At 68.3% G+C, this 15621-nt stretch carries 19 protein-coding genes, 1 tRNA gene and 3 pseudogenes; 11 read left to right on the top strand and 12 right to left on the bottom strand.

All coding sequences use genetic code 11. From position 1 onward, the window contains the following. The first annotated feature begins 53 nt into the window (after window positions 1-53). From N5K27_RS15410 to N5K27_RS15395, 4 genes are all read left to right on the top strand, one after another. Entirely contained in the window at window positions 54-527 is a 474-nt protein-coding gene (locus N5K27_RS15410) for an FKBP-type peptidyl-prolyl cis-trans isomerase (RefSeq protein WP_279817408.1), read from the top strand. Then, the gene (gene ispH / locus N5K27_RS15405; RefSeq protein WP_087839570.1) at window positions 527-1477 is read left to right on the top strand and encodes a 4-hydroxy-3-methylbut-2-enyl diphosphate reductase; all 951 of its coding nucleotides are present in this window, start codon (window positions 527-529) and stop codon (window positions 1475-1477) included. The genes N5K27_RS15410 and ispH overlap by 1 nt, the downstream gene beginning before the upstream one ends. Before the next feature lie 15 nt (window positions 1478-1492). Beyond that, entirely contained in the window at window positions 1493-2137 is a 645-nt protein-coding gene (maiA, locus tag N5K27_RS15400) for a maleylacetoacetate isomerase (RefSeq protein WP_087839569.1), read from the top strand. Between the two features lie 139 nt (window positions 2138-2276). Next, a tRNA-Thr gene (locus N5K27_RS15395) sits at window positions 2277-2352 on the top strand. Between the two features lie 57 nt (window positions 2353-2409). Here N5K27_RS15395 and N5K27_RS15390 read toward each other — a convergent pair. Together N5K27_RS15390 and N5K27_RS15385 are read right to left on the bottom strand one after the other, a co-directional pair. After that, window positions 2410-2667, bottom strand: coding sequence for a hypothetical protein (locus N5K27_RS15390; protein ID WP_279817405.1), 258 nt, complete (start codon window positions 2665-2667; stop codon window positions 2410-2412). Then, window positions 2664-2909: a hypothetical protein gene (locus N5K27_RS15385; protein WP_279817403.1), complete on the bottom strand. Its 246-nt coding sequence runs from the start codon at window positions 2907-2909 to the stop codon at window positions 2664-2666. The genes N5K27_RS15390 and N5K27_RS15385 overlap by 4 nt, the downstream gene beginning before the upstream one ends. A 190-nt stretch (window positions 2910-3099) precedes the next feature. Here N5K27_RS15385 and N5K27_RS15380 point away from each other — a divergent pair, with 190 nt between their 5' ends. The 7 genes and pseudogenes from N5K27_RS15380 to N5K27_RS15350 all read left to right on the top strand — a co-directional run. After that, window positions 3100-3948, top strand: coding sequence for a universal stress protein (locus N5K27_RS15380; protein ID WP_132979309.1), 849 nt, complete (start codon window positions 3100-3102; stop codon window positions 3946-3948). A gap of 130 nt (window positions 3949-4078) precedes the next feature. Next, window positions 4079-4828 (top strand): energy transducer TonB, encoded by a 750-nt coding sequence (locus tag N5K27_RS15375; protein ID WP_087839566.1) that lies wholly within the window; start codon window positions 4079-4081, stop codon window positions 4826-4828. Window positions 4829-4838: 10 nt separating this feature from the next. Then, window positions 4839-5561 (top strand): annotated as a pseudogene (locus tag N5K27_RS15370) (MotA/TolQ/ExbB proton channel family protein); the annotation flags it as partial. 15 nt (window positions 5562-5576) lie between these two features. Continuing rightward, window positions 5577-6011, top strand: a complete 435-nt coding sequence (locus tag N5K27_RS15365) for a biopolymer transporter ExbD (protein WP_087839564.1) — start codon at window positions 5577-5579, stop codon at window positions 6009-6011. 97 nt (window positions 6012-6108) lie between these two features. Next, complete coding sequence (locus N5K27_RS15360) at window positions 6109-6786, top strand: response regulator transcription factor (protein WP_087839563.1); 678 nt, start codon at window positions 6109-6111, stop codon at window positions 6784-6786. Beyond that, a pseudogene (locus tag N5K27_RS15355) lies at window positions 6770-7327 on the top strand (sensor histidine kinase N-terminal domain-containing protein); the annotation flags it as partial. The gene N5K27_RS15360 and the pseudogene N5K27_RS15355, both read left to right, overlap by 17 nt. Next, window positions 7328-8284 (top strand): annotated as a pseudogene (locus tag N5K27_RS15350) (HAMP domain-containing sensor histidine kinase); the annotation flags it as partial. Between the two features lie 20 nt (window positions 8285-8304). Here N5K27_RS15350 and fliR read toward each other — a convergent pair. From fliR to fliI, 10 genes are all read right to left on the bottom strand, one after another. After that, the gene (gene fliR / locus N5K27_RS15345) at window positions 8305-9078 is read right to left on the bottom strand and encodes a flagellar biosynthetic protein FliR (RefSeq protein WP_165963073.1); all 774 of its coding nucleotides are present in this window, start codon (window positions 9076-9078) and stop codon (window positions 8305-8307) included. A gap of 4 nt (window positions 9079-9082) precedes the next feature. After that, window positions 9083-9355: a flagellar biosynthesis protein FliQ gene (gene fliQ / locus N5K27_RS15340; protein ID WP_087839561.1), complete on the bottom strand. Its 273-nt coding sequence runs from the start codon at window positions 9353-9355 to the stop codon at window positions 9083-9085. Window positions 9356-9398: 43 nt separating this feature from the next. Next, window positions 9399-10142: a flagellar type III secretion system pore protein FliP gene (fliP, locus tag N5K27_RS15335; RefSeq protein WP_087839560.1), complete on the bottom strand. Its 744-nt coding sequence runs from the start codon at window positions 10140-10142 to the stop codon at window positions 9399-9401. Continuing rightward, window positions 10142-10477, bottom strand: a complete 336-nt coding sequence (gene fliO, locus N5K27_RS15330) for a flagellar biosynthetic protein FliO (RefSeq protein WP_087839559.1) — start codon at window positions 10475-10477, stop codon at window positions 10142-10144. The genes fliP and fliO overlap by 1 nt, the downstream gene beginning before the upstream one ends. 6 nt (window positions 10478-10483) lie before the next feature. After that, entirely contained in the window at window positions 10484-10906 is a 423-nt protein-coding gene (gene fliN, locus N5K27_RS15325; RefSeq protein ID WP_207958601.1) for a flagellar motor switch protein FliN, read from the bottom strand. Then, window positions 10890-11903 (bottom strand): flagellar motor switch protein FliM, encoded by a 1014-nt coding sequence (gene fliM / locus N5K27_RS15320; protein ID WP_087839557.1) that lies wholly within the window; start codon window positions 11901-11903, stop codon window positions 10890-10892. The genes fliN and fliM overlap by 17 nt, the downstream gene beginning before the upstream one ends. 59 nt (window positions 11904-11962) lie before the next feature. Further along, window positions 11963-12496: a flagellar basal body-associated FliL family protein gene (locus N5K27_RS15315; protein ID WP_165963072.1), complete on the bottom strand. Its 534-nt coding sequence runs from the start codon at window positions 12494-12496 to the stop codon at window positions 11963-11965. A gap of 135 nt (window positions 12497-12631) precedes the next feature. After that, window positions 12632-13771 (bottom strand): flagellar hook-length control protein FliK, encoded by a 1140-nt coding sequence (locus N5K27_RS15310; RefSeq protein WP_279817401.1) that lies wholly within the window; start codon window positions 13769-13771, stop codon window positions 12632-12634. Continuing rightward, window positions 13768-14223 (bottom strand): flagellar export protein FliJ, encoded by a 456-nt coding sequence (fliJ, locus tag N5K27_RS15305; RefSeq protein ID WP_087841505.1) that lies wholly within the window; start codon window positions 14221-14223, stop codon window positions 13768-13770. Before fliJ ends, N5K27_RS15310 begins: the two co-directional genes overlap by 4 nt. 20 nt (window positions 14224-14243) lie before the next feature. Beyond that, window positions 14244-15611: a flagellar protein export ATPase FliI gene (gene fliI / locus N5K27_RS15300; protein ID WP_279817468.1), complete on the bottom strand. Its 1368-nt coding sequence runs from the start codon at window positions 15609-15611 to the stop codon at window positions 14244-14246. Window positions 15612-15621: the final 10 nt, after the last annotated feature.

Raw genomic sequence — 15621 nt, 5'->3', positions numbered from 1 at the left:
CGGGACGGGTAAAATCGGTTCTTTGGCGCACAGCATCGACACGGTGACACACTTTGGCTGCATCTTCTTCCTCCACGCCCCTCGTTGTCCGTGAGGACTCCTACGTAACCCTCCACTACCGCATTTCGCTGGCCTCGGGCGAAGGCGCGGGAGGCGTTTTCGTCGATACCTTCACCGGCCGTCCCGCCACGCTGCAACTGGGCATCGGCCAGTGGGCGCCGGGCATGGAGGCGGCGCTGGTCGGCCGCGGCGAAGGCGAGCGCTTCAGTTTCACCCTCGCTCCGGCGCAGGCGTACGGCGATCGCAATCCGGAGCTGATCCAGCGCGTGACCCTGGCGATGCTGCGCGAGCACGCGGGCGACGAGACCTTCCAGCCCGGCGACTTGGTCGAATTCGCCGCGCCCAATGGCGGCCGGTATTCGGGCGTATTCAAGGAACAGGGCGAGGACTATGCGCTGTTCGATTTCAACCATCCGCTGGCCGGCTCGGCGCTGAAGGTGGATGTGTCCATACTCGGGGTGATGTGATGGCGCAGGCGCCCATGGAAGTGGTCCTGGCCCAGCCGCGCGGCTTCTGCGCCGGCGTCGACCGGGCCATCGAGATCGTCGAGCGCGCCTTGCAGATCTACGGCGCGCCCATCTACGTGCGGCACGAGATCGTCCACAACCGCTACGTGGTCGAGGACCTGCGCGCCAAGGGCGCCATCTTCATCCAGGAACTGGACGAGGCGCCGGCCGGTTCGACGGTGGTCTTCTCGGCCCACGGCGTGTCCAGGGCGGTGCGCCGCGAGGCCGAGCAGCGCGGCCTGCAGGTGTACGACGCCACCTGTCCCCTGGTGACCAAGGTCCACGTCGAGGTGGCCAAGATGCGCGCCGCCGGCAACGAGATCGTCATGATCGGCCACAAGGGGCACCCCGAGGTGGAAGGCACGCTGGGGCAGTCCGAAGCGGGCATGTACCTGGTCGAGACGGTCGAGGACGTGGCGGCGCTGGCCGTGGCCGATCCGGACCGGCTGGCCTATGTGACCCAGACCACGCTGTCGGTGGACGACGCGGCGCAGGTCGCGGCGGCGCTCAAGGCCCGCTTCCCGAACATCGCCGAGCCCAAGAAAAGCGACATCTGCTACGCCACGCAGAACCGCCAGGACGCCGTCAAGGTCATGGCGCCCGAATGCGACCTGGTGCTGGTGGTGGGCAGCGTCAACAGCTCCAATTCCAACCGCTTGCGCGAGGTGGCCGAGCGCAAGGGCGTGGCCGCCTACCTGATCGACGGCGCCGGCGACATCGATCCGGCCTGGCTGGAAGGGCGTAGCCGGGTGGGCGTCACGGCCGGCGCCTCGGCGCCCGACGTGCTGGTGCAGCAGGTCATCGCCCGCCTGAAGGAACTGGGCGCGGCCTCGGTGCGCACGCTGGCCGGCGCCGAGGAAGGTATCGCCTTCCCGCTGCCCAAGGGCTTGTCCAAGAACGTCCGCCTGTAGTCCTACGGAGCCTCCATGCGCCTCTACAGTTATTTCCGCAGTTCCGCCGCCTATCGCGTGCGCATCGCGCTGGCCCTGAAAGGGCTGCCGTACGACTATCTCGCGGTGCATCTGCTCAAGGACGGCGGCCAGCAGCTGAAGCCGGATTTTCGCCGGCTGAGCCCGGCCGCCCTGGTGCCGGTGCTGGAGGATGGCGGCCATGTCCTGACCCAGTCGCTGGCCATCATCGAATACCTGGAAGAGACGCATCCCCAGCCGGCGCTGCTGCCGGCCACCCCGGCGGAGCGTGCCCGCGTCCGCGCGCTGGCGCTGGACATCGCCTGCGACATCCATCCGCTGAACAACCTGCGCGTGCTGAAGTATCTGAAGAGCCCCCTGGGCATCGACCAGCAGGGGCGCGACGAGTGGTACCGACATTGGGTGGAGGGCGGCCTGGCCGCGCTCGAGCGCATGCTGGCCGACTCGCCCGCGACGGGGCTGTGCTGCCACGGCGACCAGCCGACGCTGGCCGACCTGTGCCTGGTGCCGCAGGTCTACAACGCCCGCCGCCTGAAGTCGGACCTGACGGCCATGCCGACGGTAGTGCGGATTGCCGATCATTGCGCCGCGCTGCCTGCCTTCCAGGCAGCCCACCCCGACGCGCAGCCGGATGCGGAATAGGATTTGAATACGCCAGCAAAGTTTTGCTAGAATAGCGGGCTAGCTTGAAGCACATGCCTTTTAGACGCGGCGTAAGTGGCGTCGGGAAGGCGGGCGTCGGGAAGGCGGGCGTCGGAAAGACAGGCTTCGGGAAGATTTCGCCGGCATAGCTCAGTTGGTAGAGCAGCGCATTCGTAATGCGAAGGTCGTAGGTTCGACTCCTATTGCCGGCACCATCAAAAAAAGGGGCAGCCCATCGGGCTGCCCCTTTTTCTTTGCCGTCCGGGTGGCGTTCATGGGGCGGGTTCCTCGTCGTCGTGATCGTTCATGGTCCGCAGGTCGCGGGCCAGTTGCCCCACCTTGTCCGCGATGGCGCGCAGCTCCGCCGGCGACAGGATCATGTGGGCAGCCAGTCGGAACAGATAGAGGTGCGCGAACAGGGCGGGAATCGTCTCGTCCGTCCAGCCTGGCCAGACATCCTGGGGCCTGTCGTCCTTGGTCGGATCGCCGGAGGCGGGCACCATCCGCGCCGGGTGGGGTCTTTTTTTCATTGTCGCGCCGTGGCCATTTGTACCGGGGTCAGGCAGTGCCGGCAGGCCTGGGCGCCGGGAGATACGTAGCGCCCGCAACGCGGGCAAAGCGAGCCGCCGCGCCGCGCGATTTCCGCCAGGCGGCGCCGCGCCCGGCGGCGATTCCTGATGACGAAAGTGACGCAAATAGCACATATCAGGACGATCAAAGCCACAAAAAGCATATCCATTTGCCCCTCAAATTCCGAATTTCCCGTGATCATGGATGATATCCACATTTTGTTACGGTGGGTTTCATTTCGGGGTCGGATCCACTTCTTGATAGGGGAATACCCTTGTTTCGAGCCGTGCCCGTGACGCGAGGTTGATCCAGGTCAAGCCCGGCCAAACTCGGGTGGTTCGTGCGGGCCGGCTTCATGGCACGATGGGTTTCCCCAACATTGGAATGCCAGCATGGGTACCGATACTTGCAGCATCTTGCTTGCCACCGACTTGAGCGCGCGCGGTGACCGCGCACTGGACCGCGCGATCGACATCGCCCGCCAGCGGCGCTGCAAGCTGGTCGTGCTCCACGTCATCGAAGAGTCGCCGCTGGTCGAGCGGCTGATGGCGCGCGGCAACCGCGAAGCGGACATGGAAGCGGCCGAGCGCGCCCTGCGCGACATCGTGGGCGAAGTGGACGTGCCGATGGAATTGGTGCTGGAGACCGGCAATCCGGTCGAGGTGATCCAGCGTACCGCCCGCAGCCGGCAATGCGATCTGATCGTGACCGGGGTGGCGCGCGACGAGACGCTGGGCCGGCTGCTGCTGGGCTCCACGGTCGAGAAGCTGGCGCGCGAGTCGACCTTGCCCATCCTGATCGTGAAGAAGCGTCCCCATCGCCCCTACCGGCAGGTCGTCGCGGCCACGGATTTCTCCGAGGGTGCCCGGCAGGCGATGAACGCGGCGCGGGCATTCTTTCCCGACGCCCAGATGACCTTGTTCCACGCCTATCCCACGCTGAAGGCCGACCCGGACCAGGACGAGATCGAGGCGGCGAAGCGGGCGGCCGAGCGCCTGGCCGACGGCTTCATCGCGAACAATCTGCCGCAGGCGGGGCAGCCCGGCACGCGGCTGGTGCTGCAGCACGGGATGCCCGAGGGTGCGGTGCCGGATTATGTGCGCCATCATCCGGCCGACCTGCTGGTGGTGGGGACGCATGGCCTGACGGGACTGCTGCGGACCGCGATAGGCAGCGTGGCGGAAAGGCTGATCTATCTGACGCCTTGCGACGCCCTGATCGTGCGGACGATGGAGCATTGAAGCCGGGGCGGTGCGTGCGGCTGGCGAGCCGGCGCACCGCTGTTGTTACTCGTTGTTGTTACCTAACTGCGAATAAGTCGCATTTGTGATATCGTAGCGACCTTCACGGTCTGCTACGCGATTCATTCGAATGAGTGCCACCTTGCATTGGAATACGCCAGCCCCCGTCGGGCTGCGCGTCGGCGCTGGCATCGCGGTGGTGCTTCTGCATGTGGCAGTGGTCGGCGCGATGCTGGTGGCCAAGGCCGAGCCGCAGGTGGCCAAGCCGGTCGAGACGGTCGAGGTGCGGTTCGTCGAGATCGCGCCCCAGGTCCAGGTGGCGGCCGCGCCGCCGGCCCCCACGCCTCCCGCTCCGAAGCCCGAGCCCAAGCCCGTTCCTCCCAAGCCCACTCCCAAGCCCGTTCCCAAACCGCCGCCCCCCAAGCCGGCGCCACCGCCGCCCGAACCGGCTCCTCCTTCCGAAACCGCCTTGTCGCAGCCCGCCCCGGAACCGGCGCCCGCACCCGCGCCGGCGCCCGCCGTGTCGCAGCCTCCCAGCGGCAAGCCCGAGCCTGCCGACCGGACGGCCGCGCCGCAGGCGCCTGTGTCCACCGAGCCCAAGCTGGTCGGCCGCATCGAATACCTCGGGGCGCCGCCCATGCCCGAGTATCCGCGCACGTCCAAACGACTGGGCGAGGAAGGCAAGGTACTGGTGCGCCTGCTGATCAATACCCGCGGACTGGTGGACAAGGCCACGCTGGAGAAATCCTCGGGATTCAACCGGCTGGACGAGGCGGCGCTGGACGCCGCCCGGCGCGGCCGCTTCAAACCGTATACCGAAAACGGCATGGCGATCGCCGCGATCGCCATCGTGCCGTTCGATTTCACTCTCAGGAACTGACATGACCGAGACCCCGAGCCTGGGCTTTGCGCACTTCGTCTCTCAGACCGACGGTCTGGGCAAGGCGCTGTTCTTCATCCTGGTACTGATGTCGCTCGCGACCTGGTACCTGATCGTCGTCAAGGCCATCGCGAACATGCGTTCGCGGCGGCAGGGCGAGACCTTCCTGCAGCATTTCTGGAATGCGACCTCGCTCGAGGCCGTGGACCGCGAAATCACCACGCACGGCGCCAACGATCCGTTCTCGCACCTGACCAGCCACGCCTTGTACGCCCGCCTGCACCACGCGAAGTTCGGCGCGGCCAAGCTGGAAGAGGCGGGCTCGCAGTCCGATTTCGTCACGCGCACCATGCGCAAGGTCATCGACGAGGAAACCGCCAAGCTCGAGAACGGCCTGACGCTGCTGGCCTCGGTGGGGTCGACGGCTCCCTTCGTCGGGCTGTTCGGCACGGTGTGGGGCGTCTACCATGCGCTGGTGTCCATCGGCCAGGGCGGCGCGGCCACCATCGACCGCATCGCCGGCCCGGTGGGCGAGGCGCTGATCATGACGGGCCTGGGCCTGGCGGTCGCCATTCCGGCGGTGCTGGCCTACAACTTCTTCACGCGCAGCAATCGCGTGCTGCTGGCGCGCCTGGACGCCTTCGCCCACGACCTGTTCGCGTTCCTGACCACCGGCCAGCAGATCGTCACGGACAACAACGTGCGCGCCCTGAAGGCCAAGGCGGGCGAATAAGACTAGGAGTCTTCGATGGCTTTCGGCAGTTTCAATGGCGGTGCGGGATCGGGCGCGCCGCAATCCGAGATCAACATGGTGCCGCTCATCGACGTGATGCTGGTGCTGCTGGTCATCTTCATCATCACGGCGCCGCTGCTGTCCCACGCGGTGCGCATCGACGTGCCGCAGGCGACTTCGGCGCCGGTCGATTCCGACCCGGCCAAGATAGACCTGGCGATCGACGCCAGCGGCAAGGTGTTCTGGAACGACGCCGAAGTGTCGCTGGAGGACCTTCCCGCCCGTTTCGCCAGCGTGTCCAAGGACACGCCGCAGCCCGAGCTGCACCTGCGCGCCGACAAGAACACCCGCTACGAGGTCCTGGCGCAGGTCATGGCCGATGCCTCCCGCTCGGGGATGAAGCGCATCGGCTTCGTCAGTACGCCCGAGCCGCCGCCGGCGGCCAAATAGGGGGCGCCGCGAACAGGCCCTAGCTTTCGGCGGCGCCTGGGTTTACCCTAGCGGCTTTCCCCTTTCTCGCTGCGCCGGTTCGCCGGCGCTTTGTCATATGCGTGTATTGGTCATCGAAGACGACGCCACCCTGGGGGGCGCCCTGGCGGAGTTCCTGGGCGACCAGGGCTACGCCGTCGATCTCGTCTCCAGCGGCGAGCGCGCCTCGGCCGCGCTTGCCAGCCAGGGCTACGACCTGGTGCTGCTGGACCTGAACCTGCCGGGTGAAGACGGCCTGACCGTGCTGCGGCGACTGCGGGCCAACGAAAATCCGGTGCCGGTCGTGATCCTGACCGCGCGGGATGCGCTGGAAGACCGGGTCGCCGGCCTGGATGCCGGCGCCGATGACTACGTCACCAAGCCTTTCGAGCTGCCCGAGCTGGCGGCGCGCGTGCGGGCCCAGATACGGCGCCGCGCCGGCCAGGTCAATCCGATCATGGAGGTCGGCGCCCTGAGCTTCGATACGATCGGGCGCGAACTGCGGGTCGGCGGCGAGCGCGTCGCGCTGTCGGTGCGCGAATTGTCGGTGCTCGAGATGCTGATGGCGCGCGCCGGCCGCGTCGTCACCAAGCGTCAGATCGTCAATTCGCTGTCGGCCTGGGATGCCGATTTCAGCGAAAACGCCGTCGAGGTCTACGTCTATCGCCTGCGCAAGCGGCTCGAGAAAGCGGGGGTCAGCATCCAGACGGTACGCGGGTTCGGCTATCTGCTGGAGTCCGATGCCGTCGCGCAGTGACGTCCGGCCCGCTCCCGAGAACCGGGTCCTGCACCGGCGCTCGCTGGCCTGGCATCTGCTGGTGCGGCTGCTGCCCGCCGTGCTGCTGCTGGCCACGATGGACAGCGTCATCACCTATGTCCTGACGCGCAAGCTCAATACCCAGTCCCACGACCGAGCGCTGGTCGACACCACCCGCGCGCTGGCGCGCCAGGTCGTCATGACTCCCCAGGGGCCGCAGCTCGATCCGGCCTGGAACACCACGCGTTTCCTGACCACGGACCCCGACGAGCGGACCTATTTCCGCATCAGCGTCGACGGCGAGATCATCGCCGGCACGGCCGTCCTGCCTTCGCCGCCGGTGGTGGACGACCCGGACGGTGCCGACGAGGACGGCGCCGAGCCGCCCACGCTGCTCGACCGCATCAACAAGGCCGTGCCGACGATCTACGACTCGCTGGTGGAAGGCTTGCCGGTGCGCGCGGTGGCGCTGGATTTCAGCTTCGACGACTATCTGGTCGAAGTGGCGATGGCCGAGACCCTCAACACCCGCAGCCGCTTCATCGAAGAGATCCTGTCGGTACTCGTGGCGGGCCAGTTGCTGTTGATCGCGCTGCTGGGCTTCGTCATCGTCACCGCCGTGCGCTCGGGGCTGGAGTCGGTCAGCAAGCTGTCGGACGAGATCGAGAGCCGCAGCATCGACGATCTGCAGCCCATAGGCGGCGACGACGTGCCGAGCGAACTGACGCCGTTGATCGCCAAGACCAATTCCCTGCTGGGCCGGCTGGACGAGGCGGTGGCCGCGCAGCGCCGCTTCATCGGCCACGCGGCGCATCAATTGCGTACGCCGCTCAGCGGGCTCAAGCTGGAATCCGAGCTGATGCTGGCGCGTCCGGTGCCGGACGACGTGCGCCAGCGGGCCGAGCGGATCAAGGCCGCCGCCGACCGCATGATCCGGGTCGGCGAGCAATTGCTGGTGCTGGCACGCATCGATGCCAACGTGCGTCCGCGCGACACGTTCACGCGCATCGACCTGACGGAGCTGACGCGCGAATGCGGGGCACGCTGGGTGCCGGCGGCGCGCCAGGCCCATGTCGAGATCGTGCTGGTCGCGCCGGACGAACCGGTCTGGGTCGACGGCGACGAGGTGCTGCTGGACCAGTTGCTGGGCAACCTGGTGGACAATGCCATCCGCTACCACGGGGGGCCGGGGCAGATCGTGCTGCGCGTGAACGACTCGCCGCCCAGCCTGGTGGTGGAGGACGACGGGCCGGGCATCGCGCCCGAGGACAGGGCGCGGGTCTTCGATGCCTTCTACCGGGCGAAGAACTCGCAGGCCGGAGGATCCGGGCTGGGACTGGCCATCGTCAAGGAAATCGCCGAGGCGCATGGTGCGCACTGGGACCTGCGCAGCCGTCCCGAGTTCGCCGGTACCCGCATCAGCCTGGTGTTTCCCGGGCCGCGCATCGGCGCCCATCTGAGCCGGGTACGGATCGAGCCGCGGCAGCCGGACTGGTAGGCCGCGGCGGGTCGAGCGCCTCAGCGTATGACGGCGGTCTTGAAATAGGGCACGGCGATGCCCACGATGCGTTCCATGGGGCCGGCCAGCACGCCGAAGGTCAGCCACAGCAGCAGCAGGCCCGCCAGCAGCGTGACCGCGAAGCCGAGGTTGAAGATGTTGAGCTGCGGCGCGCTGCGCGAGACGAAACCCAGCGCGATGTTGATGGACAGGACCGCCGCCAGCACCGGCAGCGCGATCTGCAGGCCGCCTGCGAAGACGATGGAACCCAGGTTGGCCAGCCGCAGCCAGTCCAGGTTGTCCAGCGGATGCGGCGAAACGGGAATGATGCGGAAGCTGTCGCCCAGGGTCAGCAGCAGCGTCAGGTGGCCGTCGGTGGCCAGGAAGGCCAGCAGGGCCGACAGCATCAGGAAGTTGGCCAGCAGCGGCGAAGGCGCGCCGCGCTGCGGGTCCAGGAAGGACGCGAAGCCCAGGCCCATCTGCAATCCGACCAGGTCGCCCGCCAGTTCGAAGGCGGCGAAGACCGCGCGCAGGCCGAAACCCATGGCCGCGCCGACGATGATCTGCTGCAGGAGCAGCAGCAGGCCGGTGCCGGAGAAGGCGTCCACGGGCGCGGCCGGTATGGCGGGAGCGACCAGGAAGGAGATCAGGAGCGCCAGGCCGATCTTGACCCGCTGGGGCACGGCCCGGTGGCCGAACACCGGTGCGGTCTGCACCAGCGCCAGGGTGCGCACGAAGGGCCACAGCAGCGCCGCGATCGCGGCATGGATGTCCGCGTCGGTAAAGCTCAGCACGCGCCTAGCCCAGCATGAACGGAATGTTCTCGAACAGCCGCCGGATGTAATCGGTCATCATCGACAGCATCCAGGGGCCCGCGATCAGCGCGGCGGCGAAGATGGCGACCAGCTTGGGCACGAATGACAGGGTCATTTCGTTGATCTGGGTCGCGGCTTGCAGCACGCTGATGATCAGGCCCACGACCAGCGCCGACAACAGCAGCGGAGCGGCAAGATAGATGGCGATCTGCACCGCCTCTTGCGCCAGGGTCAGGATGCCGGCGGTACTGTTCATGGGAGTCCCTTGAAGAGGCGCGCGGGATGCGGCGAGGGGAGGTTCATCGGAAGCTGGCGACCAGGCTGCCGATCAGCAGGTTCCAGCCGTCGGCCAGGACGAACAGCATGAGCTTGAAAGGCAGGGATATCAGCACCGGCGACAGCATCATCATGCCCATGGACATCAGCACGCTGGAGACGACCAGGTCGATGACCAGGAAGGGCAGGAAGACCATGAAACCGATCTGGAACGCCGTCTTCAGTTCGCTGGTCACGAAGGCCGGAACCACCACGCGCAGCGGCAACTGGGCCGCCTCGGACACCGGCGGCGTGCTGGCCAGGCGCATGAACAGCGCCAGGTCGGATTCGCGGGTCTGCCTGAGCATGAAGTCCTTCATCGGCACCTGGGCCTTGTCCACGGCCTCCCGGAAGTCGATCTGCTTGCTGTCGAAGGGCTGGTAGGCCTCGGTATAGACCTTGTCGAACGTGGGCGTCATGATGAACAGCGTCATGAACAGCGCCAGCCCGACCAGCACCATGTTGGGCGGCGACCCCTGCAGGCCCAGCGCGCTGCGCAGCAGCGAGAGCACGATGATGATGCGCGTGAAGCTGGTCATCATCAGCAGCACGGCGGGCAGGAAGCTCAGCGCCGACAGCACCAGCAGCGTCTGCAGGGACAGCGACCAGGTGGTGCCGCCACCCGGGGCCGGGCTGCTGGTCAGGGCCGGGATGCCGGCTTCCTGCGCGTGGACGCCGCCGGCGGCCAGCAGCAGGAGCAGGGCGAGGGGAAACACGAGCGTACGCATCATTGCTTGCCGAAGCGGGCCAGGAGCGCACGGAAGTCGGGCAGCGGGGCGGCCGGGGCGGAGTCGGCAGGGGGCGCGTCGCCGGGGCGCGGCAGCACGGCCAGCGGCCGGACGTTGCCTGCCGAGACGCCGGCAACGATCCACTGGTCCGCGACCTCGACCAGGATCACGCGTTCGCGCGGACCGACCGTCAGCTGGCCGCGCAGCCGCAGCGGATGGTCGCCGCCGCCCTGGGGCCGCTGGACGCGCCGCAGCAGCCATGCGCAAGCCATGATCAACGCCAGGACGGCGATCAGCGCCAGCACGGTCTGCAGGGTCGAGCCGGGGGAAATCATGGGAACCTAGCGGTTGAGGCGGCGCAGCCGCTCGGACGGCGTGACGATGTCCGTCAGCCGGATGCCGAATTTGTCGTTGACCACGACCACCTCGCCCTGGGCGATCAGGCAGCCGTTGACCATCACGTCCATGGGCTCGCCGGCCAGGCCGTCGAGCTCCACCACCGACCCCTGCGCCAGTTGCAGGATCTGCTTGATGGGGATGCGGGTGCGGCCCAGCTCCACGGTCAGCGTGACCGGGATGTCCATGATGATCTCGATGTCGTTGACCGTCCTGGACGTCTCGCCGCCGGGGGTGAACTGCTCGAACAGCTCGTCGGCGGGGCGCGCCGCGGCGCTGGCCTGAGACTGCTCGGCCAGCGCCGCGGCCCAGTCGTCGTCGGCCGTGGCGCCGGGCGGCTCGGGCAGGTGTTCAGGATCCGCTTCCATTCTCATCTCCTAACTGGTTTTCCGATTGCAGGGTGGCCAGCACCTTGCCGATACGGATCGCGTACTGCCCGTTGCTGACGCCGATCTTGCAGTCGAATATGGGCACGCCGTCCACGTAGGCGGGCAGCGTGGGGGCGATGTCGATCGGGATGACGTCGCCCTTCTGCATGTTCAGCAAGTCGCGCAACACCAGTTCGCTCTGGGCCAGGTTGACCACCATCTCGACGTCGGCCAGCTGGATCTGCTTGGACAGCATGCGCAGCCAGCGCTTGTCGGGTTCCATCTGGTCGCCCTGGACGGGGCTGTACAGCGCATCGCGGATGGGCTCGACCGATGCGTACGGAAAGCAGATGTGCAAGTCGCCGCCGGACGAGCCGAATTCTATGGAGAACGTCGAGCAGACGACGATCTCGGACGGCGTGGCGATGTTGGCGAACTGCGTATGCATTTCGGCACGCTGGTATTCGAAGTGCATGGGGTGGACCGCGGCCCACGCCTTGGCGTACTCGTCCAGTACGACCGCCAGCATGCGCTGGATGATGCGCTGCTCGGTGGCGGTGAAGTCGCGCCCCTCGACGCGGGTGTGGTAGCGGCCGTCGCCGCCGAACAGGTTGTCGATGACCGAGAACACCAGCCGCGGTTCGAAGATGAACAGGGCATTGCCGCGCAAGGGTTTGAGCGAGACGATGTTCAGGTTGGTCGGGACGACGATGTTGCGCAGGAACTCGCTGTACTTGACCAGCCGCACCGGGCCGACCGAGACCTCGGGGTTGCGCCGCAGGAAGTTGAACAGTCCCACGCGCAGCAGGCGGCCGAAGCGGTCGTGGATGATCTCGAGCGACGGCATGCGGCCGCGCACGATGCGTTCCTGCTTGGCCAGGTTGTAGGGGCGTATGCCGCCGACGGGCACTTCGTCCTTGGGCTGGTCGTCGTGCTCGCCCGTGACGCCCCGCAGCAGGGCATCGACTTCGTCTTGCGACAGGAATTCACCGGCCATCGTGGGCGCTCCGGGCGGCGTCGTGGGGATGCGTCATCGGCGTCACGGCGCAACGGGACCTACTGGATCACGAAACTGGAGAAGTGCGCGGCATAGACGCTGGTGCGGAACTCCGGCGCGATGTACTTCCGGGCGATGTCGACGACCTGCGCGGCCAGCGTCTGCTTGCCCTTCAGGCTGAGCAGCTCGTCGGCGGTCTTGGAGCTCAGCAGCAGCAGGATCTCGCTGCGGATGGGCGGCACGACCGCGGTCAGGGCGGCCCCCGCCTTGGCGTCGGCCACTTCGATCACGACACCCACCTGCGCGAAGCGGTCATTGTCGCGCTCGGCCAGGTTGGCGGTGAACAGGTCCAGGGCCGTGAAGACGTGCTTGCCGGAATTCGCCGGCGCGGCCGGCGTGCCCGAGGGTCCCGGCTGGGCAGCGTCGTCCGACTGCTGCGATCCGGCGTAGCTGTAAGTCTCGAAGCTGGCCAGTTGCTTGTTGTGGATGAGCAGCAGGGCGGCCATGGCCGCGATCACGACCAGCAGCACGAGTCCGCCCAGCACGAAGATCCAGGTGCGGGCGCGTTTCACGGGAACAATGGCCTCGGCCATGAACAACATCTCCGGAGTCGATGGGAAAGGGCAGCGAACTGCCCCCAGGTTGCATTATCCAGAAGCGGATGGGGGACGATCCGTGGAACAGCAGGGGAAATCCTGCAGTTGGCCGGCGGGCCGCCCGGCCGCGCCTCACGCGTACAGATCGACCATGCCGTTGCCCGCCGCCCGGCCGCGCGCGACGGGGGCGGCCGGACCGTCGGCGGGGCCCGAGGCAGCGGCGCCGGCGGCCGGCGCGCGGCCAGGCTGCGCCTCGCGTTCCGCGAACTGTCGCGCGGCAAGGAAGCCGCTCTGCTGTTCGCTGCCGACCGAGGCCTGGCCCAGGCTCAGGCCGTTGGCCGCCAGCACGTCCTTGAGGCCGGCCAGCGAGCTTTCCAGCGCCTGGCGCGTCGATTCGTGATTGCTGCCGAACACCACGCTGGCGGCATCGCCGTCCAGGCGCAGATGGATGGTGATGGGACCCAGGGCCTCGGGGTCGACGCGCAACTGCGCGGTTTGCAGGTGGCCGCCGGCCATCCAGCGCAAGGCCGTGTCGATGCGATCCTGCAAGGCGCCGGCGTGCAACGGTACCGGGGCGCCGGGCACGGACGGGACCTCGTTGCGGGCCGCGGACGCGGGCGCGTGGTGGGGTGCCGGGGTGTTGACCGGGACCGTGGCGGATGCCTGCAGCACTCCGGCCGGGGCCGTGGAGGTCTCGGGGGGCGCGGTGTCCGCCACGGCTGGTCGCGAGGCCGCTGGCGGCGGGGTGCGGGGTGCGGACGCCGTCCTGTCCACGCGCCGGCCGGCGGGGTCCGGAGCGGCGCCGGAGGCGGCCGTCGCGGCCGCGGGGCGTGCGGTCACGCCGGAAGCCGGGGCCGCCGCCAGGGAGACGGTTTCCTGTTCGGCCGCGGCGGGACGCGGAGCGGCGGGATCCGCCTGCGTCGCGGAGGGCGGCACGGCAGCCAGGGCATCGCCGGCGTCGGTGGCGGCGGCCGGCGTCATGGCCGGGTCCACGGGCGGCGCGGCCGCGGGAGCGAGGTAGCTCGCCCACTGCGACAGCCAGGGCAGGTCCGGCGCGATCGCCGGATCGGCATCGTCCTGGCCGCTGGCGGCATCGGCGTCCGCCGCCTCGGGCTGGGTCGGGGGTTCCGTCCGGGCGGGGGCCGGGGCCTCGGACGCCGTCGCCAGCACGTCCTCGAAGGGAAGGCCGGCGGGCGTGCCGTCACCGGACCCCGCCGAGGCGGGGGCGGGCGCCGCGGCGGGCTGGACGAAGGAGACGGGCAGCGTGCTCACAGCGCGTATCCCGTCGCGGCGCCGAAATGCCGGCGATGGGCGAATTCGTCGATCTGCTTCTGTACGCGCCGGGCCTCGGTCGACTCCTGGCGCTGGGTTTCCCGCTGGGCCAGGATCTCCAGGGACTTGAGCTTGCGCTCTTCGTCGAAGAACGCCGCCCGGGTGGCGTTCATATGGCCGGCGCAGCGCTCGACTTCCTGCGCCTGTTGTTCGACGGCGTCGGTCAGTTGCTGGATGAAGCGGGCGTAATTGCCGACCAGCGTGCCGTCCAGGCCTATGCCTGTCTGGTTGCGCATGCGCGATTCGTAGTCCGAGCGGTAGTTCTCGATCAGCACCAGGCGTTCCCGGGCGCGCGAATGTGCCGCGGCGGCCTGGGCGAATTCCTGGGCGGCCTTGTTCTTGCGTGCTTCCGCAAGTTCGATCAGCGTGGCGAGCGTGGTGGTGGACGTCATGGCGGGCCTCTGGAGGCGGGTCAAGTGCCGGCGCCGAAGTGTTCGGCGATGGCGGTCATCAGGGTCAGGCTGTCGGCATAGGGCGCGCGCGCCTGCATGTCCTGCTGCAGGAAATTGCCGATGGTGGCGTGCGCGGCGATGGCCTGGTCGAGTTCGGGATCGGTTCCCGGCACGTAGGCGCCCACCTGGATCAGGTCGCGCGAGCGCTGGTAGCGCGAGAACAGCTTTTTCAGGGTTCGCGCATGGCGCTGCTGCTCGGCGCCCACGATGTTGTGCATGGCCCGCGAGATCGATTGTTCGATGTCGATCGCGGGATAGTGGCCGGTGTCGGCCAGTGCCCGGTTGAGCACGATATGGCCGTCCAGGATGGCCCGGGCCGAGTCGGCGATGGGTTCCTGCTGGTCGTCGCCTTCGGTCAGCACCGTATAGAAGGCGGTGATCGAGCCGGCGCCGTGGGTGCCGTTGCCGGCGCGTTCCACCAGCGCGGGAAGCTTGGCGAATACCGATGGCGGATAGCCCTTGGTGGCGGGCGGTTCGCCGATGGCCAGCGCGATCTCCCGCTGGGCCATCGCGTAGCGGGTAAGCGAATCCATGATCAGCAGCACGTTCTTGCCCTGGTCGCGGAAATGCTCGGCCAGCACGGTGGCGTAGGCCGCGCCTTGCAGGCGCATCAGCGGCGCGGCATCGGCGGGCGCAGCGACCACGACCGACCGCGCCAGTCCTTCCGGGCCCAGGATGTGGTCGATGAATTCCTTGACTTCGCGGCCGCGTTCGCCGATCAGGCCCACCACGGTCACGTCGGCCTCGGTGTAGCGCGCCATCATGCCCAGCAGCACGCTCTTGCCGACGCCGGAGCCGGCGAACAGGCCCATGCGCTGTCCGCGTCCCACCGTCAGCATGGCGTTGATGGCGCGCACGCCGACGTCCAGCGGGCGCTCGATGGGCTGGCGTTCGATGGGATTGATGGGCCGCGCGGCCAGCGGCGCGCGCTGGGCGGAGGTGATGGGGCCCAGCCGGTCCAGGGGGCGCCCGGCGCCATCCACCACGCGCCCCAGCAATGCATCGCCCACGGGCAGGTGCTTGGTGATTTCCTCGGCCGGGAGTTCCGCGTCGACTGCCTGGTCGGCCGGCGGGTAGGAAGGGGGCGACCGCTGCGGCTCCAGCGGCATCACCAGCGACCCCGCCGTCAGTCCATGGACTTCGCTGGAGGGCATCAGGAACAGGCGCTCGCCGTTGAAGCCCACTACTTCGGCCTCGGCGGCGCGATCCTGGGCCTGCACGATCCGGCAGGTGCTGCCCACCGGCAGCTTCAGCCCCACGGCTTCCATGACCAGTCCGGCCACGCGCGTCAGGCGGCCCGATGCGGCCACGGGCGACGCGGTCCGCACGCGGGCGGTG

Source organism: Pigmentiphaga sp. GD03639 (genome assembly GCF_029845405.1).
GTDB lineage: Bacteria > Pseudomonadota > Gammaproteobacteria > Burkholderiales > Burkholderiaceae_B > Pigmentiphaga > Pigmentiphaga daeguensis.
Note: the sequence above shows the minus strand (reverse complement) of the source record. Positions and strands in the feature narration are given on the sequence as shown.

Coding starts and splice junctions, on each gene's coding strand:
- ispH (WP_087839570.1), top strand. CDS start 527: ATGGCGCAGGCGCCCATGGAAGTGGTCCTGGCCCAGCCGCGCGGCTTC.
- maiA (WP_087839569.1), top strand. CDS start 1,493: ATGCGCCTCTACAGTTATTTCCGCAGTTCCGCCGCCTATCGCGTGCGC.
- N5K27_RS15390 (WP_279817405.1), bottom strand. CDS start 2,667: ATGAAAAAAAGACCCCACCCGGCGCGGATGGTGCCCGCCTCCGGCGAT.
- N5K27_RS15385 (WP_279817403.1), bottom strand. CDS start 2,909: ATGATCACGGGAAATTCGGAATTTGAGGGGCAAATGGATATGCTTTTT.
- N5K27_RS15380 (WP_132979309.1), top strand. CDS start 3,100: ATGGGTACCGATACTTGCAGCATCTTGCTTGCCACCGACTTGAGCGCG.
- N5K27_RS15375 (WP_087839566.1), top strand. CDS start 4,079: ATGAGTGCCACCTTGCATTGGAATACGCCAGCCCCCGTCGGGCTGCGC.
- N5K27_RS15365 (WP_087839564.1), top strand. CDS start 5,577: ATGGCTTTCGGCAGTTTCAATGGCGGTGCGGGATCGGGCGCGCCGCAA.
- N5K27_RS15360 (WP_087839563.1), top strand. CDS start 6,109: ATGCGTGTATTGGTCATCGAAGACGACGCCACCCTGGGGGGCGCCCTG.
- fliQ (WP_087839561.1), bottom strand. CDS start 9,355: ATGAACAGTACCGCCGGCATCCTGACCCTGGCGCAAGAGGCGGTGCAG.
- fliP (WP_087839560.1), bottom strand. CDS start 10,142: ATGCGTACGCTCGTGTTTCCCCTCGCCCTGCTCCTGCTGCTGGCCGCC.
- fliO (WP_087839559.1), bottom strand. CDS start 10,477: ATGATTTCCCCCGGCTCGACCCTGCAGACCGTGCTGGCGCTGATCGCC.
- fliN (WP_207958601.1), bottom strand. CDS start 10,906: ATGGAAGCGGATCCTGAACACCTGCCCGAGCCGCCCGGCGCCACGGCC.
- fliM (WP_087839557.1), bottom strand. CDS start 11,903: ATGGCCGGTGAATTCCTGTCGCAAGACGAAGTCGATGCCCTGCTGCGG.
- N5K27_RS15315 (WP_165963072.1), bottom strand. CDS start 12,496: ATGGCCGAGGCCATTGTTCCCGTGAAACGCGCCCGCACCTGGATCTTC.
- fliJ (WP_087841505.1), bottom strand. CDS start 14,223: ATGACGTCCACCACCACGCTCGCCACGCTGATCGAACTTGCGGAAGCA.